Raw genomic sequence first — 19,507 nt, forward strand, 5'->3', positions numbered from 1 at the left:
CGATCCGCTTGTTGAAAGCGTCGCGCTTCCCCTTGTGGACTTCCCATTCAGGCGAATCGCAAGCGGACATACAAAAGCCGCGCCCACCTTTCGGCGGACGCGGCCCTGATTGTCTTCACGCTGACGCCAGCCCTTTAGAGAGACTGGCGCAGTTTCGTCACCCGGCTTCCTTCACGCGGGCGAGCGCCACTTCCAGCCTGCCCTTCGCATCGGCGAACTCGGTAAGCTTTTCGCGCTCGGCGGCAACGATCTCCTGCGGCGCATTGGCCACGAACTTCTCATTGCCCAGCTTCTTTTCAAGCCGCTGCATCTCGGAGGACGTCTTGGCGATCTCCTTCTCAAGCCGCGCGGCTTCCGCCGACAGATCGATCAGGTCGCCCAACGGCAGGCAGAAGGTGGTGTCACCAAGCACGATCTGAGCCGAGCCCTTCGGCGCTTCACCGGCAAAGCCAAGCTCGCCGACACGCGCCAGACGGCGAATGGCCGGATCATGGCGGGCGATGCGCGCACGCATGGCCTCATCCGCACCGACGGCAACGAGCGGAGCCGTCGCAGACGGCGGCACGTTCATCTCTGCGCGCACCGAACGGATGCCCGAAACGAGGTCGACAAGCCAGTTAATGTCGGCTGCCGCATCCTCATCCACGAAATCGGGAGCCGGCCAGCGGGTCAGCGCCAGAACGGCGTCGCGCCCGGCGTCACCGCCGGTATGCGCCCACAGTTCTTCCGTCATGTAGGGCATCATCGGATGCAGAAGCTTGTAGGTCTCGTCGAGCACATAGGCCGCACAGGCGCGGGCCTCGGCCTTTGCCTCCTCGTCCTCACCGGCAAACACCGGCTTCAGAAGCTCCAGATACCAGTCGCAGAACAGGCTCCACACGAAGCGATAGGCCGTGCCTGCCGCCTCATTGAAGCGGTAGGCCTCAATGCCTTCCGTAATGCCCTTTGCCGCCCGCGTCAGCTCCGTCAGGATCCAGCGGTTGATGGCAAGCTTCGCGTTTTCGGGGCGGAAGTTCTCGTCCCGCTTGACGCCGTTCATCTCGGCAAAACGCGTCGCGTTCCAGAGCTTGGTGCCGAAATTGCGGTAGCCCGCAACGCGCGCCGGGTCGAGCTTCACGTCGCGGCCCTGTGCGGCCATGATCGTCAGCGTGAAGCGCAGCGCATCCGCACCATATTCCTCGATCAGCTCGAGCGGGTCGATGACGTTGCCTTTCGACTTCGACATCTTCGCGCCCGACTTGTCGCGCACCAGCGCATGGACATAGACCGTGTGGAACGGCTCTTCTTCCATGAAGTGCATGCCCATCATCATCATCCGGGCGACCCAGAAGAAAATGATGTCGAAGCCGGTCACCAGAACCGAGGTCGGATAGTAGCGTGCGAGCTCAGGCGTCTTGTCCGGCCAGCCGAGCGTCGAGAACGGCCACAGCGCCGAAGAGAACCACGTGTCGAGCACGTCCTCGTCGCGGGTAAGGATCTCGCCCGGCTTGAAGTTCTCAAGCTTGTCCTCAACCCAGGCCTTCCAGGGGCCTTCATGCGAGATGTAGTGCTGGATCGCGGCCTCGAGCGCCGTCTCCTCGTCCTTCTCGACGAAGACCTGCCCGTCCGGGCCGTACCAGGCCGGGATCTGATGGCCCCACCAGAGCTGACGGGAAACACACCAGGGCTGGATGTTCTCCATCCACTCGAAATAGGTCTTTTCCCAGTTCTTCGGCACGAACTTCGTGCGGCCCTCGCGCACGGAAGCAATCGCGGGCTTCGCCAGCGTTTTCGCGTCGACATACCACTGGTCGGTCAGGAACGGCTCAATCGGCACGCCGCCACGGTCGCCATGCGGCACCATGTGCTTGTGCGGCTCGATCTTCTCCAGAAGCCCGGCCTCTTCCATCATCGCGACGATCATCTTGCGCGCGTCAAAGCGGTCGACGCCGTCAAGCTCCGCGATCGTGCGGGCGAGCGGCGCATCAGCCCCTTCCAGCCCCTCGAGAAACGCCTCATTGCCTTTCAGCGTGATCGTTGCGTCCGTCGCCATCACGTTGATCTGCGCCAGATCATGCCGCTTGCCGACCTCGAAATCGTTGAAGTCGTGCGCAGGCGTCATCTTCACCGCGCCGGTGCCCGCTTCCGGGTCCGGATATTCGTCGGCAACGATGGGAATGCGGCGGCCGACCAGCGGCAGGAGCACGTTCTTGCCGATCAGTTCCTTGTAGCGCGGATCGTCGGGGTGAACCGCAACACCGGAATCGCCCAGCATCGTTTCCGGACGCGTCGTGGCAACCACCACATAGTCGCGCGTCTCATAGCCATCCGGCTGCCCGTCCGAAGGCCGCCAGATGACGCGGTTGCCCTCGTCGTCCAACTTGTAGGGATGCTCATAGGTCAGCCCGTCAGCGAGCGGGTAACGGAAATGCCAGAGATTGCCGTTGGTCTCGATCTGCTCGACTTCAAGGTCCGAAATCGCCGTCAGCAGCTTCGGGTCCCAGTTGACGAGGCGCTTGTCCTTGTAGATCAGCTCCTGCTTGTAGAGCGAGACGAACACCTCGACCACGGCCTTCGACAGGCCCTCATCCATGGTGAAACGCTCACGCGACCAGTCGCAGGACGCGCCCAGCCGCTTGAGCTGGTTCATGATCGCGCCGCCGGACTCCGCCTTCCATTCCCAGATCTTGTCGACGAACTTCTCGCGGCCCATGTCGCGGCGGTGCTGCTGCTTTTCCATGAGCTGGCGCTCGACCACCATCTGCGTGGCGATGCCCGCATGGTCCATGCCCGGCTGCCAGAGCACGTCCTTGCCGCGCATGCGCTCGAAGCGCACCATGATGTCCTGCAGCGTGTTGTTGAGCGCGTGGCCCATGTGCAGCGAACCGGTCACGTTCGGCGGCGGAATGACGATGGTGAAGGGATCCGCGCCAGGTTCTGCACCGGCGCCGGCCTTGAAGGCCTCGGCCTCTTCCCAGCGTGCGGCGATTTTGGGCTCGACGCTTGCTGCGTCGTAAGTCTTTTCAAGCATGAGGGTTTCCGCGCTAGAGCAATTCCGGAAAAATTGGAAACCGGATTTTCGCCCGGAATTGCATGGAGTCAAATGGTCAGCCCGCCCCGCCGTTTCATGAAACGGAGAAACGCACTGTCGAGACAGTAAACCAGAAGTCTGGTCCGTTCACAGCAGGGTGTAAAGCCGAAGGGTCAGATCAAGTCAACCGGCAGGCGGCGCGGCTTATCCGCCGCGCGCGATCCGTTCGATCTCTTCGCGCACCAGGCGCTCGACAATCGTGGGCAGATTGTTGTCGAGCCAATCCTGCAGCATGGGCCGCAGCATTTCCTCGGCCATCTGGTCAAGCTGACGGCGACGGCTGGCCTCGAAGGCCTCGTTCAGCTCGCCAAAGGCAGCCGCAACCTTGCGTCCGGTGTACTCGGAGAGGATGCCCTGTTTCGCGCCCTCGCCCTCATCTGCAGAGGCCTTCACCTGAGGAAGTTCCTCCGTACGAACATCTTCATGAGATGCCGCTTCGGGCTCCTGCTCCTCAACGCTGCGGTAGGAATAGACATCCGACGCATCGTCCGCGTCAGCCACATCCTCAACGACAGAAGCAGCAGCAGGCCGCGCCTCGGCAAGGCGCTGCATGAGACCGTGATCCACGGCCGGCTCAGGCTCGACAGGCTTGGAGGCAAAACCGTTTGCAGCCCGCCCCTCGTCGCGCTTTTCGCTGACGGATGGCTGGAAAGGCTCCTCGCGCAATCCTGCGCGGAAGCTCTCGACGTCAGGCGCGGGCTGGAATGGCGCGGCGCGCTCTTCAACGGCTGCGGCCTGCGGGGCGGCAGACTGCTGCGCCTCCACCGGCTGCGCCACGCGTTCTTGCGGACCTTCATCTGCGGAAACACCATTGGCCACTGCGCCAACGTCTTCCACCGCGCGCGCCGCGGGCGCGTCATTGTCTTCAATGATCCGTCGGATCGAAGCGAGTATCTCTTCCATGGAAGGCTCACGCTGGCTTCCACTCGAAGTCAGCGCTTCCACAGCTGCTTCCATTTTGTGCGCACCGAAACCCTGTGACATAGTCAAATCTGCCGCCTCTAGCCTGTGTCCGTTTCACCGACTTTGTCCGGAGCGACATTCCCATTCCAAGTCCGGGCGCCAGTGCAGACGGTCGAATCACTAAAAAAGGGTAACGCAGCGTCTGCGGTATGAGAATCCCCGCGCAGCACCTGTTTCAGGTTGCACACAAGAATGCCGGGCGCAAAAGCAAACCCGGCATACGAGACTTTATGAAAAATGCGTTAAACACGCAGCCCTGCGGGACCAGCGCTGGATACGCTTGCGGTTTCAGCGACCGTCCGGCGTGCGCAGTCCGTACCACTTGTCCTTGACGGCCTCGTAGTGTTCCTGCGGCCGATATTCAGCAACCTGCAGACCGAGACGGTTCGCGGACAGATTGCCCGTGGCAGAAAGAATGGCGTAGCTGGCGACCACGATGTCACGCTCGGCGCGAACACGGTCAACCTTCGCGGCAATCACGTCGGCCTGTGCGTTGAGCACGTCCAGCGTGGTGCGCTGTCCAACATTGCGCTCTTCGATCACGCCGTTCAGCGCCAGCTGTGCAGCCCGCACCAGTTCATGGTTGGCGGAAAGAACGCCCTGCGCGGCCTGATACTGGCTCCATGCGGAAACCACGGCAGCGCGAACCTGGTCACGCGCGACATCAAGATTGATGCGCGCCTGGCCCAGCGATTCCTTGTTCTTGCGCACCTGCGCAGAAGCCTGACCGCCCTGGTAGATCGGAACGGTCAGATTGATGCCGACACGCGCGCTGTCGCGCGAACCGTCGCTGGGAATGCCAGGCGACGTGTCCTGATAGCTGTGCGAGAGCCCGACCGAGCCATTCACCTGCGGCAGGAAAGTGCCTTCGGCAGACTTCACGCGGAACGAAGCCGCATCGATCTGATGCTGACGCCCCTTGATGGCCGGGTGGGCTGCAAGCCCGGTTGCCAGCGCACTGTCGAGGTTCTTCGGCAGAAGCTTGACCAGCGGGTTGGCGGTTTTCAGATTGTCCGGCGCATCGCCGATGAGCTGACGATAGACGGCAGAGCTCGACGTCACCGAAGCGCGCGCGGCGCTCAGCTGCGCCAGAGCCGCCTGACGGCGCGCTTCCGCCTGCGCCACATCGGTGCGCGTGCCCTCGCCCACATCGAAGCGCGAACGTGCGGAGCGCACCTGCTCTTCAAGGAATTCGAGGTTTTGCGCGCGCAGCGCCGCGATCTGGCGATCACGAATCACGTCCATATAGGCGCTGGCAGCGTTAAACAGCGTGTTGAGTTCCTGGTTGCGCAGCCCTTCATTCGCGGCGCGCACGCCGGCCTCGGCCGCACGCACATTGTTGCGCGTCTGGAAACCATCGAAGATCGGCTGCGTCAGCGAAACGCCAAACTCGCCCGTCCTGATATCCGTGCCGTCATTGTGGGTGAGCGCAAAAGACGCCGTGCCCTGAATGCGCGGGCGCATGCCGGACTTGGCAATCGCAACGTCTTCATCCGTCACCCGCACGCCGGCGCGTTCCGAGTTCAGGGTGGAGTTGTTCTGATAGGCTTTCGCCAGAGCGCCGAGAATGGTTTCGGCGGAAGCAATGGCCGGCGCGGCAATAAGCGCGGACGATGCCACCAGAGGGATCAGGAAACGACGGTAAAAGGACACGATCTGCCAACCTCGGACTGTTTTCGGCAGCCGCGCCGAATCGACACCACCACCTCTAATATCAATTCCGGCCTTTCGACCGGCGTCCACGCCCGGGAGATCAAACGGTTAGCCTGTCCCCCACCCCCAAATCCAGGCGCTCTTTATATAGACATTACATCAAACTCTTGATCAATTCCGTTGCAGGAAAGCAACAAGTCACTGATCAAAAGACAAATTCCGGTGCATTCTGGAAGCCGGGAAGCGGCTTCACGGCCAGATTGAATGCAACGCGGCTCGAAACAATGCCGTCATCCTTAACATAAAGCAGCGCCTGCGCAGCGTTGCCTTCACCGATCACGGCGACGAGTCGCCCGCCGTCGCGCAGCTGATCGATCAGCGTCTGCGGCACAGAATCCACCGCGCCGCCGATGAAGATCACGTCATAAGGCGCATCGTCGGCATAGCCGCCCTGCAGAGGTCCGCTGACCACGGCAACATTCACGCAACCGAGTTCGCTGAGCGCATCCGTTGCCTTGGCGGCCAGATCCTCATCGCTCTCCAGCGCAACCACGAAGCTTGCAAGACGCGAAAGAACCGCAGCCGAATAGCCCGAGCCCGCGCCCACATTGAGCACCACGTCGCTGGAGCGCACGTCGGCGAGCTGCACCAGCTTGCCGAACGCGGCCGGTTCCATGAGATAACGCGCCGCGCTCTCATTCGTGGCAGGCGCGATCTCAAGATCCTCGTCAAGATAGGCGAGAGCCTGCTTGCGGCCGGGCACGAACGCCTCGCGCGGAATGTCACCCATGGCGTCCAGAAGAGCACTCGCCGTCACGTCCGACGTGCGCAACTGTCCCTCAACCATATTGGCGCGCTGCTGGGAAAAATCGATTGTCATGCGTCTGGTTCCCGATGCCTGTTTTCGCACCACCCTCGGGACTGTACTCCCAATGCGGCGAAAACAACGATTTCACGGGTTTGCTAGCGGCTGCCGCCGCGCCTGTCAATTACTCCGCCCCGCTGCGGCATATTGGCGGTTGATAGCGCCCCGGCGCCCCCGAATCCCCGGCGCCAATTGTGTCAAAGGCCGGATACCCCTTCACCCGGGGAGCGGAATGAACTCCTGATCGTCTCCCGTGGGCAGATCGAACAGTCCCGCGCCCCAGCGCGCACGCTTCCAGTCTTCTTTCGCCGCCTCAATCCTGTCTTTCGAAGAGGCCACAAAGTTCCACCAGATATAGCGCGGGCCGTTCATCGTTGCACCGCCGAGAAGCATCATCCGGGCCCCTTCGCTTCCCGCCGCCACGGTGATCGAATCGCCCGGACGAAACACCATCATCCGCCCGGCCCCGAAAACCTGGCCCGCAACGGAGATCGCCCCGTCCGTCACATAGATGCCCCTGTCCTCATGATCGTCCGGCAACGGGAAACGCGCACCCGGCTCCAGCATCACATCCGCATAGAACATGTCGGAATACACCGTCGCCGGCGCAGTCTCGCCATAAGCCCGCCCCAGAATCAGACGCAGCGCGATGCCGTCATCGACGATCTCCGGCAGCGTCTCCTTCTCATGATGCTCGAATGCCGGGGCCGCGTCTTCCATCGCTTCGGGCAGCGCCACCCAGGTCTGGATGCCAAACAGGCTGTGCGGCCCCTTACGGGCTGCCTCGCTGGTGCGCTCCGAATGCGAGACGCCCCGCCCGGCAACCATCCAGTTGAGCGCGCCCGGATGAATGACCTGGTCCGAGCCGATACTGTCCCGGTGATGAAAATCGCCGCGGAAGAGATAGGTGACCGTCCCCAGGCCGATATGCGGATGCGGCCTGACATCAATCCCCTGCCCGGTCAGAAACTCGGCCGGCCCCGCCTGATCAAAGAAGATGAACGGACCAACCATCTGGCGGCGTGGCGCCGGCAGCGCGCGGCGCACCTCAAACCCGCCAATATCGCGGGCGCGCGGAATGATCAACGTCTCGATGGATTCGGCTTCAATGTCATCCGGACAGCCGGGTTCGAGTGCGGGGTTCCAGCTCATCGACGCCTCCATACACGGGACAGCTCTTCTCCAAACAGTACCATCCGCATGGTCGGCACAAAAGAAAAACGACCGCCGAAGCGTGCTCCGGCGGTCGATCTTGAACGGGTTCGTCCGTTACTTCTTGCTCATGCCGTCATACATGGCGTGCAGCAGATGATGCGATGCCTCGCCATCCGGGCCGACCGGCCAGTTCAGGAACTCGGTCTTCTGCATGCTTCCGTCCGCCTCATAGACCACCCTGTCATTCTTGATCGTCGCCTGGACGGTCAGGCTGGACAGGGTTTCCGGGTCGATTGCGGTCGGATCGTCGGAGAGAATCACGAAATCGGCCAGCTTGCCGGTTTCGATCGAACCCTTGTCGTCCTCCTCGAAATGCTGCCAGGCCGGCCAGATCGTCATGGCCTTCAGCGCCGTCGGCACGTCCACCCGCTGGCTCGGCCCCAGAATGTCGCCCGAGCGCGTGCGGCGGGTCACCGTCGCAGAGAGAATGCGCATGCTGTCTGGCAGAGCCACCGGCGCATCGTGATGCGAACCGAACATCATGTCCCGCTGACGCACCCAGCCGGTTGGCGAGATATTGTCTGCCGCCACCGGTCCGACCGTGTGATCGCGGTGCCAGTCGCCCCAATAGAAAGTGTGCATCGGGAACAGCGACGGGAAGACGTCAAGCCGCTTGATCGTGTCGACCTGATCCTCGCGCAGGAACTGGCCGTGCACCAGAACCGGGCGATTGTTCGCGTCGCTGTATTCCTTCTGCGCCACCTCGATGGCAGTCAGAAGCATGTCCGAGGCCGCTTCGCCATTGGAGTGCGTGATGATCTGCAGACCGTTCTTGTAGCAATGGTTGACGGCGTTTTGCACGACATCCATCCCGATCACCGCATAACCCGAATATCCGGGCGGATAATCGCCAACCGGGTTGTAATAGGGGCGGTCACGCAGCGCCGTAAAACCCTGCGGGGAACCGTCAATGGTCAGCTTGCAGCCGCCCACGCGGACACCGTTCGTATAGTCCTGCGAGAAATTCTCGACGATGTAATCCGGCGCTTCCAGAACGTCGGGAAACGCCACGACATCGATCGGCAGATCCCCTTCGGCGCCAAGCTTCTTCAGAACCTCCACGATCGATGGCGCAGAACGCCCGTCCTGTGCAGTCGTGTAGCCGAAGCGCGCCCAGAGTTCGGCGCCCGCGCGCGCAAATGCGTGCATGCCTTCCTCACCGAGGTCACCCAGCATCTTACCAAGAGCGGTAAAGAACGCATACTCTTCCAGCACGCCGTTCGGCTCACCGTTCTCGTCGCGCCGGATCACGCCACCTGACGGGTCCTTGGTATCGGCCGTAACGCCCGCCAATTCCAGCGCCTTGGAGTTCACGACGCCCAGATGCCCGGACTGATGGACGATCAGGATCGGCAACTCCGTCGAAACCGCATCCAGTTCTTCGCGCGTCGGATGGCGCAGTTCAGCCAGCTGCGCATTGTCATAGCCGAAGCCGATGACCATCTGGACCTTGTCGACGGTCTCGGCGTTGTCTTCGATCCACTTTCGAAGCGACTCCTGCAGGCTGGCGATGTCAGCAACGCCGCCATCCGGCGGCGGCAGAAGGTTTGCCGAGAGCGCCTGAAGGCCGCCAAACACCACATGACCGTGACTGTCGACGAAGCCCGGCACCATGGCGCGGCCGTCCAATTCGAAAACGGTCGTCTCATCGCCCTTGTGGGCCTCAATGTCGGCCAGCGCGCCAACGGCGAGAATACGTCCGTCCTTCACCGCAACCGCTTCAGCGGTCGGCTGCGCATCATTGATCGTCAGGATCGGGCCACCACTGTAGATCGTGTCGGCAATTTCCTGCGCGCAAGCCGCTCCACCAGCAAACACGGTGCCCGCCAAAAGCAATGCACGTAGTGCGTGAAAATTCATCATAAGATCGCCCCTGTGTACTTCCATACAAATACCGTCCCCGCCCGCTTTTCCTTTCACGAATCAAAGAAGAGCGGAACGCGAAGCAGTCTCGCCCCTTCTAAGGGCGAGCGCCAGTTTCAGCTTACGCTAGGGCAGGAATATGGTTATCAGTCGACTAACGGCTTCCCCCTCCCCCTCCCCCTCCCCCTCCCCTTCCCCCTTGCCAGCGGGCGGAGCAATCCAAGAGGTGAGGACGGTCGAGGCTGGATCGAGAGACAATCTGCTCTCGCAAGCCCCAGACAGCTGGCTTACGCCAGCCGGCGCGCCCACGGCAGCCAGCACCAAAACGATATGGATATATGAAGAAAGAGAATTTGGAGGCCTCGCCCGGAATCGAACCGGGGTGCAAGGATTTGCAGTCCTCTGCGTAACCACTCCGCCACGAGGCCATGCTGCCAAGCAGCATCGAGCAGTTCAATAGGTTGCGACTATTTCCCCGTCAAGCGGACAATGTCATTGATCCGCAATTTATCGTCATAGCCCCTTATAAGAGCCCTTTCTCACCGCCTGTTCGTCCTGTCGCCGCCCCGGCGGCTCCACCAGACGGTCATCTTGCGCCGTTTCCGTCGCACCACGGCGATGTCATAGGACAGAATCAAAAGACCAAGCGGAATCATCCAGAAGCCCAGCACGGGCAAAAAGCCGAATATGCCCAGCACCACGAGGCCCGACCCGCCCGTGATTCGTGCCAGACGCGACTGGGGAATCGGGATTCGTTTCCCCATCAGCGAAACCGAAGGCTTCGCGCGCTTGTCGTCGTCCTGCCTGTCTTCCTGTTGTTCCATCGCCCGTTCCGTCGCCCGTTCCGCACATTTCAGCGGTTTTGCTGCACAAACGCTGATGCTTCATATGCGTTGCAAATTGGATCCAAGGAATGGCGCTTGTGAAAAAAAAGACAAAAAACACATTTGCCTCTTTGCAAAGCTGAATTCGGTTTGCTATAGGCACGCTCACTCGACAGAGCACAGGCGTTCCCCGGTAGCTCAGTGGTAGAGCAACCGGCTGTTAACCGGTTGGTCGCTGGTTCGAATCCGGCCCGGGGAGCCACTTCTTTTCCAAACACTATACGCCGCCCACCCCTTCAGCACCTCCGCTGGAGCAGCACCAGTGTGCCCGACATCCATCCGGCGCGACACTCCGTCATCACCCCTCCCCGCTTAATTGCTTCCTCCTTCAACACCTTGACGCTAGGGTGACGCTTGACGTTCCTGAAGGAGTTGCGCCTGTGTCCGAAGTCGAGTTGAAACTCCTGCTGGACAGACAACAGGTCCCCGCTGTCCTCGCCCGCATTGACGAGTTGCCTTCGCAGGCCTGCACGAAGCATGCCTCCCGCCTCCTGCGCAGCATCTATTTCGACACGGCAGCGCGCGATCTGCGCAAGAACGGTATTTCCCTGCGCCTCAGGCGCGATGGAAAGCGTTGGCTTCAGACGGTCAAGCTCAACGGCACGATTGCAGGCGGGCTGTCGAAGGTCAGCGAGTTCGAGCGCCCCGTGCCGAGCGGTCAGGTCTCCATCGACGCCATCGAAGATGCAGACGTGCGCGAACGACTCAGGAAGCTCATAAGCGACAGGCCGCTCAAGACCATCGCCGAGACCCACATCAACCGCACCCAGATCGACCTCAGCCTGGATGACGGTGCAAAGGCGGAGCTCGCCGTGGACAGCGGCGCCATCAAGGCGGCCGGACGCAGCGAAAACCTGCACGAACTCGAAATCGAGCTGGTCGAAGGCGCTCCCGCCGACCTCTACCGAACCGCCCGGATGGTTCTCCCCAAAGGCAGCCTGCGGTTTTCGCGCTTCTCAAAGGCGGCGCGCAGCGTTCTTCTCGCCGAACAGGGGCATATAGAGCCGCCGGCGACGCCACGCAGAGCCGAGACGGTTCCCCTCAAACCCGGATACGCGACCGGTGAAGCGGCCCGCGCCATGCTGCACGAGTGCCTCAGCCAGATCGCGGCCAACATTGAGGCGGTGCAGCAATGCGACGATCCGGAAGGCCCGCACCAGTTACGCATCGGGCTCCGGCGACTGCGCAGCGCGCTTGCCCTCCTTGCGCACGAAATTGCCTCGCCGGAAGAAGCAGCCCCCGGCCTCAGCGAGGAAGCCCGCTGGCTTGGCCGCGAGGTCGGACGCCTGCGCGATCTGGACGTCGTCCTCAACGACATCGCACGCCCCTATTTCGCGCTCGATGGCCATGCCCATGGCGCTGCCCCCGTGCTTGGCACACTGGAGCGCCACGCCAAAGAAATACGCAACGATCTGCGCCAGATACTCTGCGGCGAGCGCGTCGGCGACTTCCTTCTGTCCCTCTCCGAGTTCATCGAAACCGCCAGTTGGAAGGATGACCATCGCAAGAAGCGAGAGCGCCGCAGGCTGACGGACTTCGCCGGCAAGATACTCGACAGGCGATGGGCCCACGTCCTGACCAAAGCAAAAGGGATCGAGCGCTTCGATCAGGAGCAGAAGCACGCGCTGCGCAAGGAGCTGAAAAAGCTCCGCTACACGATAGAGTTTCTTGGCCCGCTCTTCCCCAAACGCGATGTGAAGCGCGTGACCGAAAGGCTGAAAACGCTTCAAACCGTGTTCGGAAGCCTGAACGACGCCACGGTCGTCGAAGCCGTTCTCAGCAAACCGCCGCTTTCCTCGATCAACGACCTCGCGGCCCAGCGCGCGATCGGCCGGCTGCTCGGCGCATGCGAAACACGGGTGACCTATGACTGGACGACGGCGCAGGCCCACTGGAAGGCGCTGAAGACCTGTCACCTGTTCTGGAAGCGAAAACACAAATAGGCCACAGAGCGCACCCTCCGCCCCACCACCAGCCCACGCCGCGAACACAGTTCCGTGACCATGCTTACGGCGCGGAACCAAACCGGCTTTTGCAGGTTGTGCTACGACAATCCCCAAGGGGCCAGAACGGGCGGGCACGATGAAACAGGAAAACGAAAAGCAGGAAACCTTATCGGTCACGCTGCCGGCAAACATCATCGCCGCGCTGGACCGCTACGTCTCCACGCAGGATCAGGGCCAGAATCAGGGCATCACCCGCGAGGACGCGCTGATTTCGGCCCTGCGCGACTGGGCCATGCAAAATGGCCTCCTGCAAAGCGGCATGAATGGCGATGAAGGCTTGCGACCGGACCAGCTCAACGCCACAAACGACGACTGAACCAAAGCCGCACGGATAATCACATGCCCAATGAGAATGACCGGAACACGGTTCTGGTGCTGTTCCGGCACGATCTGCGCCTTTCCGACAATCTGGCGCTGTGCGCCGCCGCCAATGCCGGCAGGCCAGTCGCCGCCGCCTTCATTCTGGACGAGGAAAGCGAAGGCGCGCGCCCGCTCGGTGGCGCGCGGCGCTGGTGGCTGCATCACAGCCTCACGGCCCTCAGCAAGGATCTCAAGACGCTTGGCGTAAAACTCATCCTGCGCTGCGGCCCGATGGCGAAGACCGTGTCCGCCCTTGCAGACGAAACCGGAGCCGCCACGGTCTACTGGAACCGCCGCTACGACCCGCCCGGCATCGCCGCCGACACACAGATGAAGTCCGCCCTTCAGGAGGCCGGCATCGAGGCGGAGAGTTTTGCCGGCCACCTTCTGCACGAGCCCTGGCGCATCAAGACCGGCTCCGGCGGTCCCTACCGGGTGTTCACCCCCTTCTGGCGCGCGCTGGTCGAGCATGTGCATCCGCGCGCACCCGCCGACCGCCCCGGATCGCTAAAACCGTTCGGTGGCGACGTTACGGGCGATGCGCTCGAAGACTGGCAGCTTCTGCCCACAACCCCGGACTGGGCGGGCGGCCTGCGGGAGACCTGGACACCCGGCGAAGCCGGCGCCAGAGCCCGCCTCATCGCGTTCCTCGATGGCGGCGGTGATGGCTACAAGACGCGCCGCGACCGGATGGGAGACGATGGCACCTCCGGCCTCTCCGCCCATCTCGCCCATGGCGAGATCACGCCCTTCCAGATCTGGCAGGCGCTTGACGGCACGGAGGAGCTTGCCGGCGAAGACATGCTCACCTTCCGCAAGGAGGTCGGCTGGCGTGAATTCTGCTGGCATCTCCTGTTCCACAACCCGGATCTTGCGACGAAGAACTTCAACAGCGATTTCGACGCCTTCCCCTGGCACAGGGACGACCGCGCGCTTGCAGACTGGCAGCGCGGACAAACCGGCTATCCGGTGGTCGACGCGGCCATGCGACAGCTCTGGCAGACCGGCTGGATGCACAACCGCGCGCGCATGATCGTCGCCTCCTTCCTCGTGAAGCATCTGGGGCTCCACTGGCGCACCGGCGAGGAGTGGTTCTGGGATACGCTGGTGGACGCGGACCCCGCCTCCAACCCGGCCAACTGGCAGTGGGTGGCGGGCTCGGGCGCGGACGCCGCCCCCTTCTTCCGCATCTTCAACCCCGTGCTTCAGGGCGAGAAGTTCGATCCGCAGGGGCGCTATGTGCGCGCCTTCGTTCCAGAGATCGAAAACCTCTCCGACAAGCACCTGCACCAGCCCTGGAAAGCGCCGGTCGAAGCACTCAGAAAGGCAGGCGTCAGCCTCGGCGAGACCTATCCCCGCCCCATGGTCGACCACAAGGCCGCACGGGAGAGTGCGCTCTCCGCCTACAAGTCGATCAGAAATGCAGACTGACGGGTCGCCCGTCAGTCCTTCTTTTTGGAAACGAAATCCGCCGCCATGCGAATCTCGCGCATGGGCCGAACCTTCGCCGTGCAGGCGTCGTAGACCGGATGGGCCTTGTAGGCCGCCAGCGCCGCCTCATCGCGGAACTCGCCATAGACGATCACATCCACCTCGGTGCCGATCTGGTCGACCTTGCGGTTGATGCCGATCTCGAAGAAATCCGAATGCGGAATCTCGGCAAGCATGCCGAGACCCTCGGCAATCCGCTCCACATCAGCCTCATCCTTCGCGCTGAAAAAAACGATGTGTCGAATCACGGGCATGTCTCCTGGAAATTGCGCCCGCAAATCGCGCCGACCGCCCGAAAAAGTCAATGCGCCCCAGCGTCACGCAAAGCGCGAACCGCCTGAATCACTTTATCCGCCGAAGCCGGCAAACACTTGCTTCAAAAGAAGATAGGCCGGGCAATGCGCCCGACCTGTCATCATTGATCGTTATATTTATCCGACTACCGTTCAGAGCGTGATGCGGTAGAGCGCGAAACCTTCCTTGCCCTCGCCCGCCGGCTCGATGGAAACGCCCTCGACGCTCGAAGCGAACGCCGCGCCCTTCGGCCCGGTCTCGAACAGCACCGAGGTGTTTTCCAGCGGCTTGAAGTTCCAGTTGGCGTCGGCGGACGGGTTGATCGTGCCCTGTTCCACGATATAGCGCACAATCACGTCGCGGTTCGTGTCGGGCGCTTCGAAGATCACCTTGTCCGGGCCGATGCCGGGGAAATTGCCCCCACCCCCGCCACGGTAATTGTTGGTCGCGACGACAAACTTCTGCGCCGGATCGATGGCCGCACCCTTGAACTGCAGATCGACGATGCGGTTCGAATCCGCGTTCAGAAGCTCGCCCTTGGGCGAATATTTGGCAGGCTGCGAAAGATCGATCCGGTAGGTCACCCCGTCGATCACATCGAAATTGTAGGACGGGAATGTCGGATCGAGCAGTGGCTGGTCGGCCTTGCCCGGCTCCACCTGATTGAAGATGCCGGCCGACATTTCCAGCCATTCCTTCACATCCGCCCCGGTCACCAGAACCGCCTGCACCGTGTTGGGGTAGAGATAGAGGTCGGCGACATTCTTGATCGCCACATCGCCTGCCGGCACATCCGTATAATAGTCGGGCCCGCCGCGTCCGCCGGCCTTGAAGGGGGCTGCCGCCGAAAGCACCGGCACATCCCTGTGCGCGCCATCCTTCAGCATGTCGGTGATGTACCAGGTCTGCGCCTGGCTCACGACCTGCACGGACGGATCATCCGCCACCAGCGCGAAATAGGAGTGCAGCGGCGCGGAGGTCTTGCCCACGGCGGTGCGCACATATTTCAGCGTCGCCTCGTGGTCCTCGCGCACCGCGTCTTCCACCTTGGCCACGCTTTCCACCAGCGGTTCGGCCTTGCGCTCCACGCGCTTGAAGATCGGTCGTGCCTCCGAGGTGGAGTTCACCACCATCCAGCGATTGCCGTCGCGTTCAAGCATCAGATCGATCAGCCCCAGATGCGAGCCCCAGAAACCACCCATCACCGCCGGTTTTCCGGCAATCGTGCCCTTCGCATTGTCGACGCCTTCAAGCCCCTCGAATTTCGGTCCGGGGAAGTCCAGATGGCTGTGCCCCGTCACGATGGCGTCAACGCCGTCGACACCGGCCAGAAGCAGCGAGGCGTTTTCGAGGTTCTCCTCATACTTCGCCGGGCCGATGCCGGAATGCGACAGCGCCACCACAATGTCGGCGCCCTCTTCGCGCATCTGCGGCACCCAGGCCTCTGCGGCCTTCACGATGTCGCGCGTCATGGCCTTGCCAGCCAGATGCTTCGAATCCCAGTTCATGATCTGCGGCGGCACGAACCCGATCAGGCCCACCCGGATCGGATGCTCTTCGCCATTGCCGTCCTTCACCTTGCGATCGAGGATCACATAAGGTTTCAGGAAAAGCGCGTCATCGCGCGCGTTGGCAGCGAGCTCGCCCTTGGTCACATTGGCGCAGACGAAGGGGAAGTTCGCGCCATCGAGCACCTTGAACATGAAGTCGAGCCCGTAATTGAACTCGTGATTGCCAAGCGTCGAGCAATCATAGCCCAGCGTGTTCATGCCCTTGATCACCGGATGAACATCACCCTCGCGCATGCCGCGCTCATAGGCGATGTAGTCACCCATCGGGTTGCCCTGCAGGAAGTCGCCATTGTCCACCAGGATCGAATTCGTGGCTTCCGCGCGAATGCCATCGATGATCGCGGCCGTGCGCGCCAGACCCATCGTGTCGTTGGGCTTGTCGGCATAATAGTCATAGGGAAAGACATGCACATGCAGATCGGTCGTTTCCATGATGCGCAGATGCGCCTGATTGCCGGAAGCGCGTGCGGAAAACGGATGCATGAGAACCAGCGAACCGGCAGCCGCCGATCCGGCGAGGAAGGAACGACGGGAAAGCAGGGCGTGCGGTCGGGTCATGGTCATCTCTCTTTCGATCTTTGAAACGGAAACAGCGATCAGTCATGATTGCGCTCTCGTGGCGAGACTTCCAGCAAAAACTCGTGACGCCCGGATGACAGGGCCATGGCACAAACGGCGCTTCACATGTCGCAGCGAGAAAAGCGCATCAGCCGCCCGCCCCGCAGTCTTGATAAGCGCTGCACGAACAAAGCAGAGGGAGAGAAAAGAGATGAACACTTCTTCCGGCGACCGGGATTACGCGTCACCGCCCTGCTTCATGCATGAGCTGGCAAGCGGCGCACAGGCGGCTGATGCAGACCACTGGCCGGATGTCCGGCGCTGGCGCAAGGCGGCCCGCGAGCGCCTCATCGCCGAGCGGCTTGCCGTGCCGGCGAAAACCCGAAGCGAACTTGCCGAAGACATTGCCAATAAGCTCGACCGTCTCATCGGCGATCCCGCCGGCCGGGTGATCGGCCTCTACTGGCCGTTCCGGGGGGAGCCGGATCTACGCCCATGGCTTGCCCGATGCGCGGCGCGGGGAGCAGAGACGGCCCTCCCCGTCGTCATCGAAAAGGGCGCACCGCTCGTCTTCCGGCCCTACCGGCCCGGCGACACACTTGAACGCGGCGTGTGGAACATTCCCGTTCCCGCAACGCAGGCGGAAATCGCGCCTGATATCGTGGTTTCACCGCTGGTCGGCTTCGACGCCGCGCGCTACCGGCTGGGCTATGGCGGCGGTTACTACGACCGCACCCTCGCCGCACTGGCGAAGAAACCGCTGGTCGTGGGCATCGGCTATGCCTTCTCGCAATTGCCGACCATCTACCCGCAGCCCCATGACATTGCGATGGATCATATAATGACTGCGGGCGAGAAGATTTTGCCGTCAGGCGTCCCCGCCTGACCCCGGATCAGGACATTTCAGGCTTCAGTCCCAGCGCGGTGCGGTCCACCACTTCGCGAAGCGCAAAGGCCGAGTTGATCTTGATGACATGCGGCATGCCCGTCAGCCATTCCTTGTGAACGCGCTCATAGTCCTGCAGATCCCGCGCCGCGACCCGCAGAATGTAATCATATTCGCCCGCCATCAGATGGCATGACACCACATTCGGGCAGCGCTGCACCGCCGCCTCGAACTCGCTCAACGTGCGTTCGAACTGGCCCGACAAGGAGATATGGACTATCACCGTTACACCATGCCCAAGGGCTGCATTCGAAAGCCGGGCATGGTATCCCTTGACCACGCCGCTCTTCTCCAGATTGTCGAGACGGCGCGAGCAGGCCGATTGCGACAGTCCGACCTTCTCGGCAAGCGCGGAATTGGAGATCCGCCCGTCCTGCTGCAACGCATCCAGAATGGCGATATCAATCCTATCCAGGGCCATTTTTCGAATTTCCTTTTACGAACGCGACATTTCGCGCAAGGAATAGCGAAAATCGCCAGATACTGCAAACGAGTTCGCAAAGACGTTCGGTCTTTTTTGTGGTCTCATCGATTGAGCCAGAAAATTCGCACACATGTTGGAGGAGACAAGGATGCGTGTCGGCTGTCCGAAAGAAATAAAGAATCACGAATATCGCGTCGGCCTTACGCCGGGGTCCGTACGCGAATATGTGGCGCATGGGCACGATGTGCTCGTGGAAACCGGCGCAGGCGCAGGCATCGGCGCCGATGACAACGCCTATCGCGCCGCTGGCGCAACCATCGCCAAAACCGCTGAAGACGTCTTCGCCAAATCCGACATGATCGTGAAGGTCAAGGAACCGCAGCCCTCGGAATGGGTCCAGCTGCGCGAAGACCAGATCCTCTACACCTATCTCCACCTTGCACCCGATCCGGAGCAGACACGCGGCCTGATCGCATCCGGCGTCACCGCCATCGCCTATGAAACCGTGACCGACGCGCGCGGCGGCCTGCCCCTGCTCGCCCCCATGTCCGAGGTTGCCGGGCGTCTCGCCATTCAGGCCGGCGCAACCGCGCTTCAGAAGGCCAATGGCGGCCGCGGCGTGCTGCTTGGCGGCGTGCCCGGCGTGCTGCCCGGAAAGGTCGCCATCATCGGCGGCGGCGTGGTCGGCCTCAACGCCGCCAAGATGGCCGTCGGCCTCGGCGCGGATGTCACCATCATGGACCGCTCGCTCCCGCGTCTGCGCGAGCTGGACGACATCTTCAATGGCCGCGTCCATACGCGCTACTCCACCGTCGAGGCGCTCGAGGAAGAATGCTTCTCATCCGACGTTGTGGTCGGCGCAGTGCTCATCCCCGGCGCAGCCGCGCCCAAGCTCGTCAGCCGTGAAATGTTGTCGGGCATGAAACAGGGCGCCGTGCTTGTCGATGTTGCCATCGATCAGGGCGGCTGTTTCGAGACCTCGCACGCCACCACCCATTCCGACCCCACCTATGAGGTGGACGGCATCATTCATTACTGCGTGGCGAACATGCCGGGCGCGGTTCCCGTCACCTCCGCCCATGCACTGAACAATGCCACGCTGCATTACGGGCTCCAACTCGCCGACAAGGGCCTCAAGGCGCTCGTCGACGATCAGAACCTGCGCAACGGCCTCAACGTCCACAAGGGGCGGATCACCAATCAGGCAGTCGCCGACGCACTGGGCTACGAGATGGCCGAAGCCCGCTCCGTGCTCGCGGCCTGAGCCCGGCAAGACTTTAGCCCGGCAAGACTTTCCTCCTAAACTCGCCCGCCGGAAACGGCGGGCTCTTTTTTGTCTGATCT

The 19,507-nt window shown here is 62.1% G+C and carries 15 protein-coding genes and 2 tRNA genes; 6 read left to right on the forward strand and 11 right to left on the reverse strand.

Annotation, left to right across the window (positions count from 1 at the left end; translation table 11 throughout):
• Positions 1-157 precede the first annotated feature (157 nt).
• The 8 genes from DEJ54_RS16330 to DEJ54_RS16365 all read right to left on the reverse strand — a co-directional run bounded on the left by DEJ54_RS16330 (position 158) and on the right by DEJ54_RS16365 (position 10,453).
• Positions 158-3,010: a valine--tRNA ligase gene (locus DEJ54_RS16330; RefSeq protein WP_113155491.1), complete on the reverse strand. Its 2,853-nt coding sequence runs from the start codon at positions 3,008-3,010 to the stop codon at positions 158-160.
• Between the two features lie 204 nt (positions 3,011-3,214).
• Positions 3,215-4,027, reverse strand: coding sequence for a PopZ family protein (locus DEJ54_RS16335; protein ID WP_113156345.1), 813 nt, complete (start codon positions 4,025-4,027; stop codon positions 3,215-3,217).
• 294 nt (positions 4,028-4,321) lie between these two features.
• A complete protein-coding gene (locus tag DEJ54_RS16340) occupies positions 4,322-5,686 on the reverse strand; it encodes a TolC family outer membrane protein (RefSeq protein WP_113155492.1) in 1,365 nt (454 codons plus the stop codon).
• 205 nt (positions 5,687-5,891) lie between these two features.
• Entirely contained in the window at positions 5,892-6,566 is a 675-nt protein-coding gene (locus tag DEJ54_RS16345; protein ID WP_113155493.1) for a protein-L-isoaspartate O-methyltransferase, read from the reverse strand.
• 201 nt (positions 6,567-6,767) lie between these two features.
• Positions 6,768-7,703: a pirin family protein gene (locus DEJ54_RS16350; RefSeq protein WP_113156346.1), complete on the reverse strand. Its 936-nt coding sequence runs from the start codon at positions 7,701-7,703 to the stop codon at positions 6,768-6,770.
• A 117-nt stretch (positions 7,704-7,820) separates the two neighbouring features.
• Entirely contained in the window at positions 7,821-9,629 is a 1,809-nt protein-coding gene (locus tag DEJ54_RS16355) for an amidohydrolase (protein WP_204360824.1), read from the reverse strand.
• A 354-nt stretch (positions 9,630-9,983) separates the two neighbouring features.
• Positions 9,984-10,057, reverse strand: a tRNA-Cys gene (locus DEJ54_RS16360).
• A gap of 111 nt (positions 10,058-10,168) precedes the next feature.
• Positions 10,169-10,453, reverse strand: a complete 285-nt coding sequence (locus DEJ54_RS16365) for a hypothetical protein (RefSeq protein WP_222474230.1) — start codon at positions 10,451-10,453, stop codon at positions 10,169-10,171.
• 187 nt (positions 10,454-10,640) lie between these two features.
• Between DEJ54_RS16365 and DEJ54_RS16370 the strand changes: the two genes are divergently transcribed.
• From DEJ54_RS16370 to DEJ54_RS16385, 4 genes are all read left to right on the forward strand, one after another.
• A tRNA-Asn gene (locus DEJ54_RS16370) sits at positions 10,641-10,715 on the forward strand.
• A gap of 178 nt (positions 10,716-10,893) precedes the next feature.
• Positions 10,894-12,456 carry a CYTH and CHAD domain-containing protein gene (locus DEJ54_RS16375; RefSeq protein ID WP_162742326.1) on the forward strand — a complete coding sequence of 521 codons (1,563 nt, stop codon included), beginning with the start codon at positions 10,894-10,896 and terminating at the stop codon, positions 12,454-12,456.
• Between the two features lie 139 nt (positions 12,457-12,595).
• The gene (locus DEJ54_RS16380; RefSeq protein ID WP_113155495.1) at positions 12,596-12,835 is read left to right on the forward strand and encodes a hypothetical protein; all 240 of its coding nucleotides are present in this window, start codon (positions 12,596-12,598) and stop codon (positions 12,833-12,835) included.
• 23 nt (positions 12,836-12,858) lie between these two features.
• Positions 12,859-14,310, forward strand: a complete 1,452-nt coding sequence (locus tag DEJ54_RS16385) for a deoxyribodipyrimidine photo-lyase (protein WP_113155496.1) — start codon at positions 12,859-12,861, stop codon at positions 14,308-14,310.
• Between the two features lie 11 nt (positions 14,311-14,321).
• Here DEJ54_RS16385 and DEJ54_RS16390 read toward each other — a convergent pair whose 3' ends face one another.
• The gene (locus DEJ54_RS16390; RefSeq protein ID WP_113156349.1) at positions 14,322-14,618 is read right to left on the reverse strand and encodes a Dabb family protein; all 297 of its coding nucleotides are present in this window, start codon (positions 14,616-14,618) and stop codon (positions 14,322-14,324) included.
• Between the two features lie 198 nt (positions 14,619-14,816).
• A complete protein-coding gene (locus DEJ54_RS16395) occupies positions 14,817-16,793 on the reverse strand; it encodes a bifunctional 2',3'-cyclic-nucleotide 2'-phosphodiesterase/3'-nucleotidase (RefSeq protein WP_371685907.1) in 1,977 nt (658 codons plus the stop codon).
• Between the two features lie 211 nt (positions 16,794-17,004).
• On the opposite strand from DEJ54_RS16395, the gene DEJ54_RS16400 reads away from it, so the two are divergent.
• Positions 17,005-17,679 carry a 5-formyltetrahydrofolate cyclo-ligase gene (locus DEJ54_RS16400; RefSeq protein ID WP_113155498.1) on the forward strand — a complete coding sequence of 225 codons (675 nt, stop codon included), beginning with the start codon at positions 17,005-17,007 and terminating at the stop codon, positions 17,677-17,679.
• Positions 17,680-17,686: 7 nt separating this feature from the next.
• On the opposite strand, the gene DEJ54_RS16405 is transcribed toward DEJ54_RS16400, so the two are convergent.
• Positions 17,687-18,160 carry an Lrp/AsnC family transcriptional regulator gene (locus DEJ54_RS16405; protein WP_113155499.1) on the reverse strand — a complete coding sequence of 158 codons (474 nt, stop codon included), beginning with the start codon at positions 18,158-18,160 and terminating at the stop codon, positions 17,687-17,689.
• A gap of 151 nt (positions 18,161-18,311) precedes the next feature.
• Between DEJ54_RS16405 and ald the strand changes: the two genes are divergently transcribed.
• Complete coding sequence (gene ald, locus DEJ54_RS16410) at positions 18,312-19,427, forward strand: alanine dehydrogenase (protein WP_113155500.1); 1,116 nt, start codon at positions 18,312-18,314, stop codon at positions 19,425-19,427.
• Positions 19,428-19,507 lie beyond the last annotated feature (80 nt).

Origin of the sequence: Nitratireductor sp. OM-1 (genome assembly GCF_003296175.1) — a bacterium.
In the GTDB taxonomy this organism is placed as follows: Bacteria; Pseudomonadota; Alphaproteobacteria; order Rhizobiales; family Rhizobiaceae; genus Nitratireductor; species Nitratireductor aquimarinus.

Bases quoted from the DNA above. Each gene is read 5' to 3' on its own strand.
- DEJ54_RS16345 (WP_113155493.1), bottom strand. From the start codon at position 6,566: ATGACAATCGATTTTTCCCAGCAGCGCGCCAATATGGTTGAGGGACAG.
- DEJ54_RS16330 (WP_113155491.1), bottom strand. From the start codon at position 3,010: ATGCTTGAAAAGACTTACGACGCAGCAAGCGTCGAGCCCAAAATCGCC.
- DEJ54_RS16335 (WP_113156345.1), bottom strand. From the start codon at position 4,027: ATGGAAGCAGCTGTGGAAGCGCTGACTTCGAGTGGAAGCCAGCGTGAG.
- DEJ54_RS16380 (WP_113155495.1), top strand. From the start codon at position 12,596: ATGAAACAGGAAAACGAAAAGCAGGAAACCTTATCGGTCACGCTGCCG.
- ald (WP_113155500.1), top strand. From the start codon at position 18,312: ATGCGTGTCGGCTGTCCGAAAGAAATAAAGAATCACGAATATCGCGTC.
- DEJ54_RS16355 (WP_204360824.1), bottom strand. From the start codon at position 9,629: ATGATGAATTTTCACGCACTACGTGCATTGCTTTTGGCGGGCACCGTG.
- DEJ54_RS16350 (WP_113156346.1), bottom strand. From the start codon at position 7,703: ATGAGCTGGAACCCCGCACTCGAACCCGGCTGTCCGGATGACATTGAA.
- DEJ54_RS16385 (WP_113155496.1), top strand. From the start codon at position 12,859: ATGCCCAATGAGAATGACCGGAACACGGTTCTGGTGCTGTTCCGGCAC.
- DEJ54_RS16365 (WP_222474230.1), bottom strand. From the start codon at position 10,453: ATGGAACAACAGGAAGACAGGCAGGACGACGACAAGCGCGCGAAGCCT.
- DEJ54_RS16395 (WP_371685907.1), bottom strand. From the start codon at position 16,793: ATGACCCGACCGCACGCCCTGCTTTCCCGTCGTTCCTTCCTCGCCGGA.
- DEJ54_RS16400 (WP_113155498.1), top strand. From the start codon at position 17,005: ATGAACACTTCTTCCGGCGACCGGGATTACGCGTCACCGCCCTGCTTC.
- DEJ54_RS16405 (WP_113155499.1), bottom strand. From the start codon at position 18,160: ATGGCCCTGGATAGGATTGATATCGCCATTCTGGATGCGTTGCAGCAG.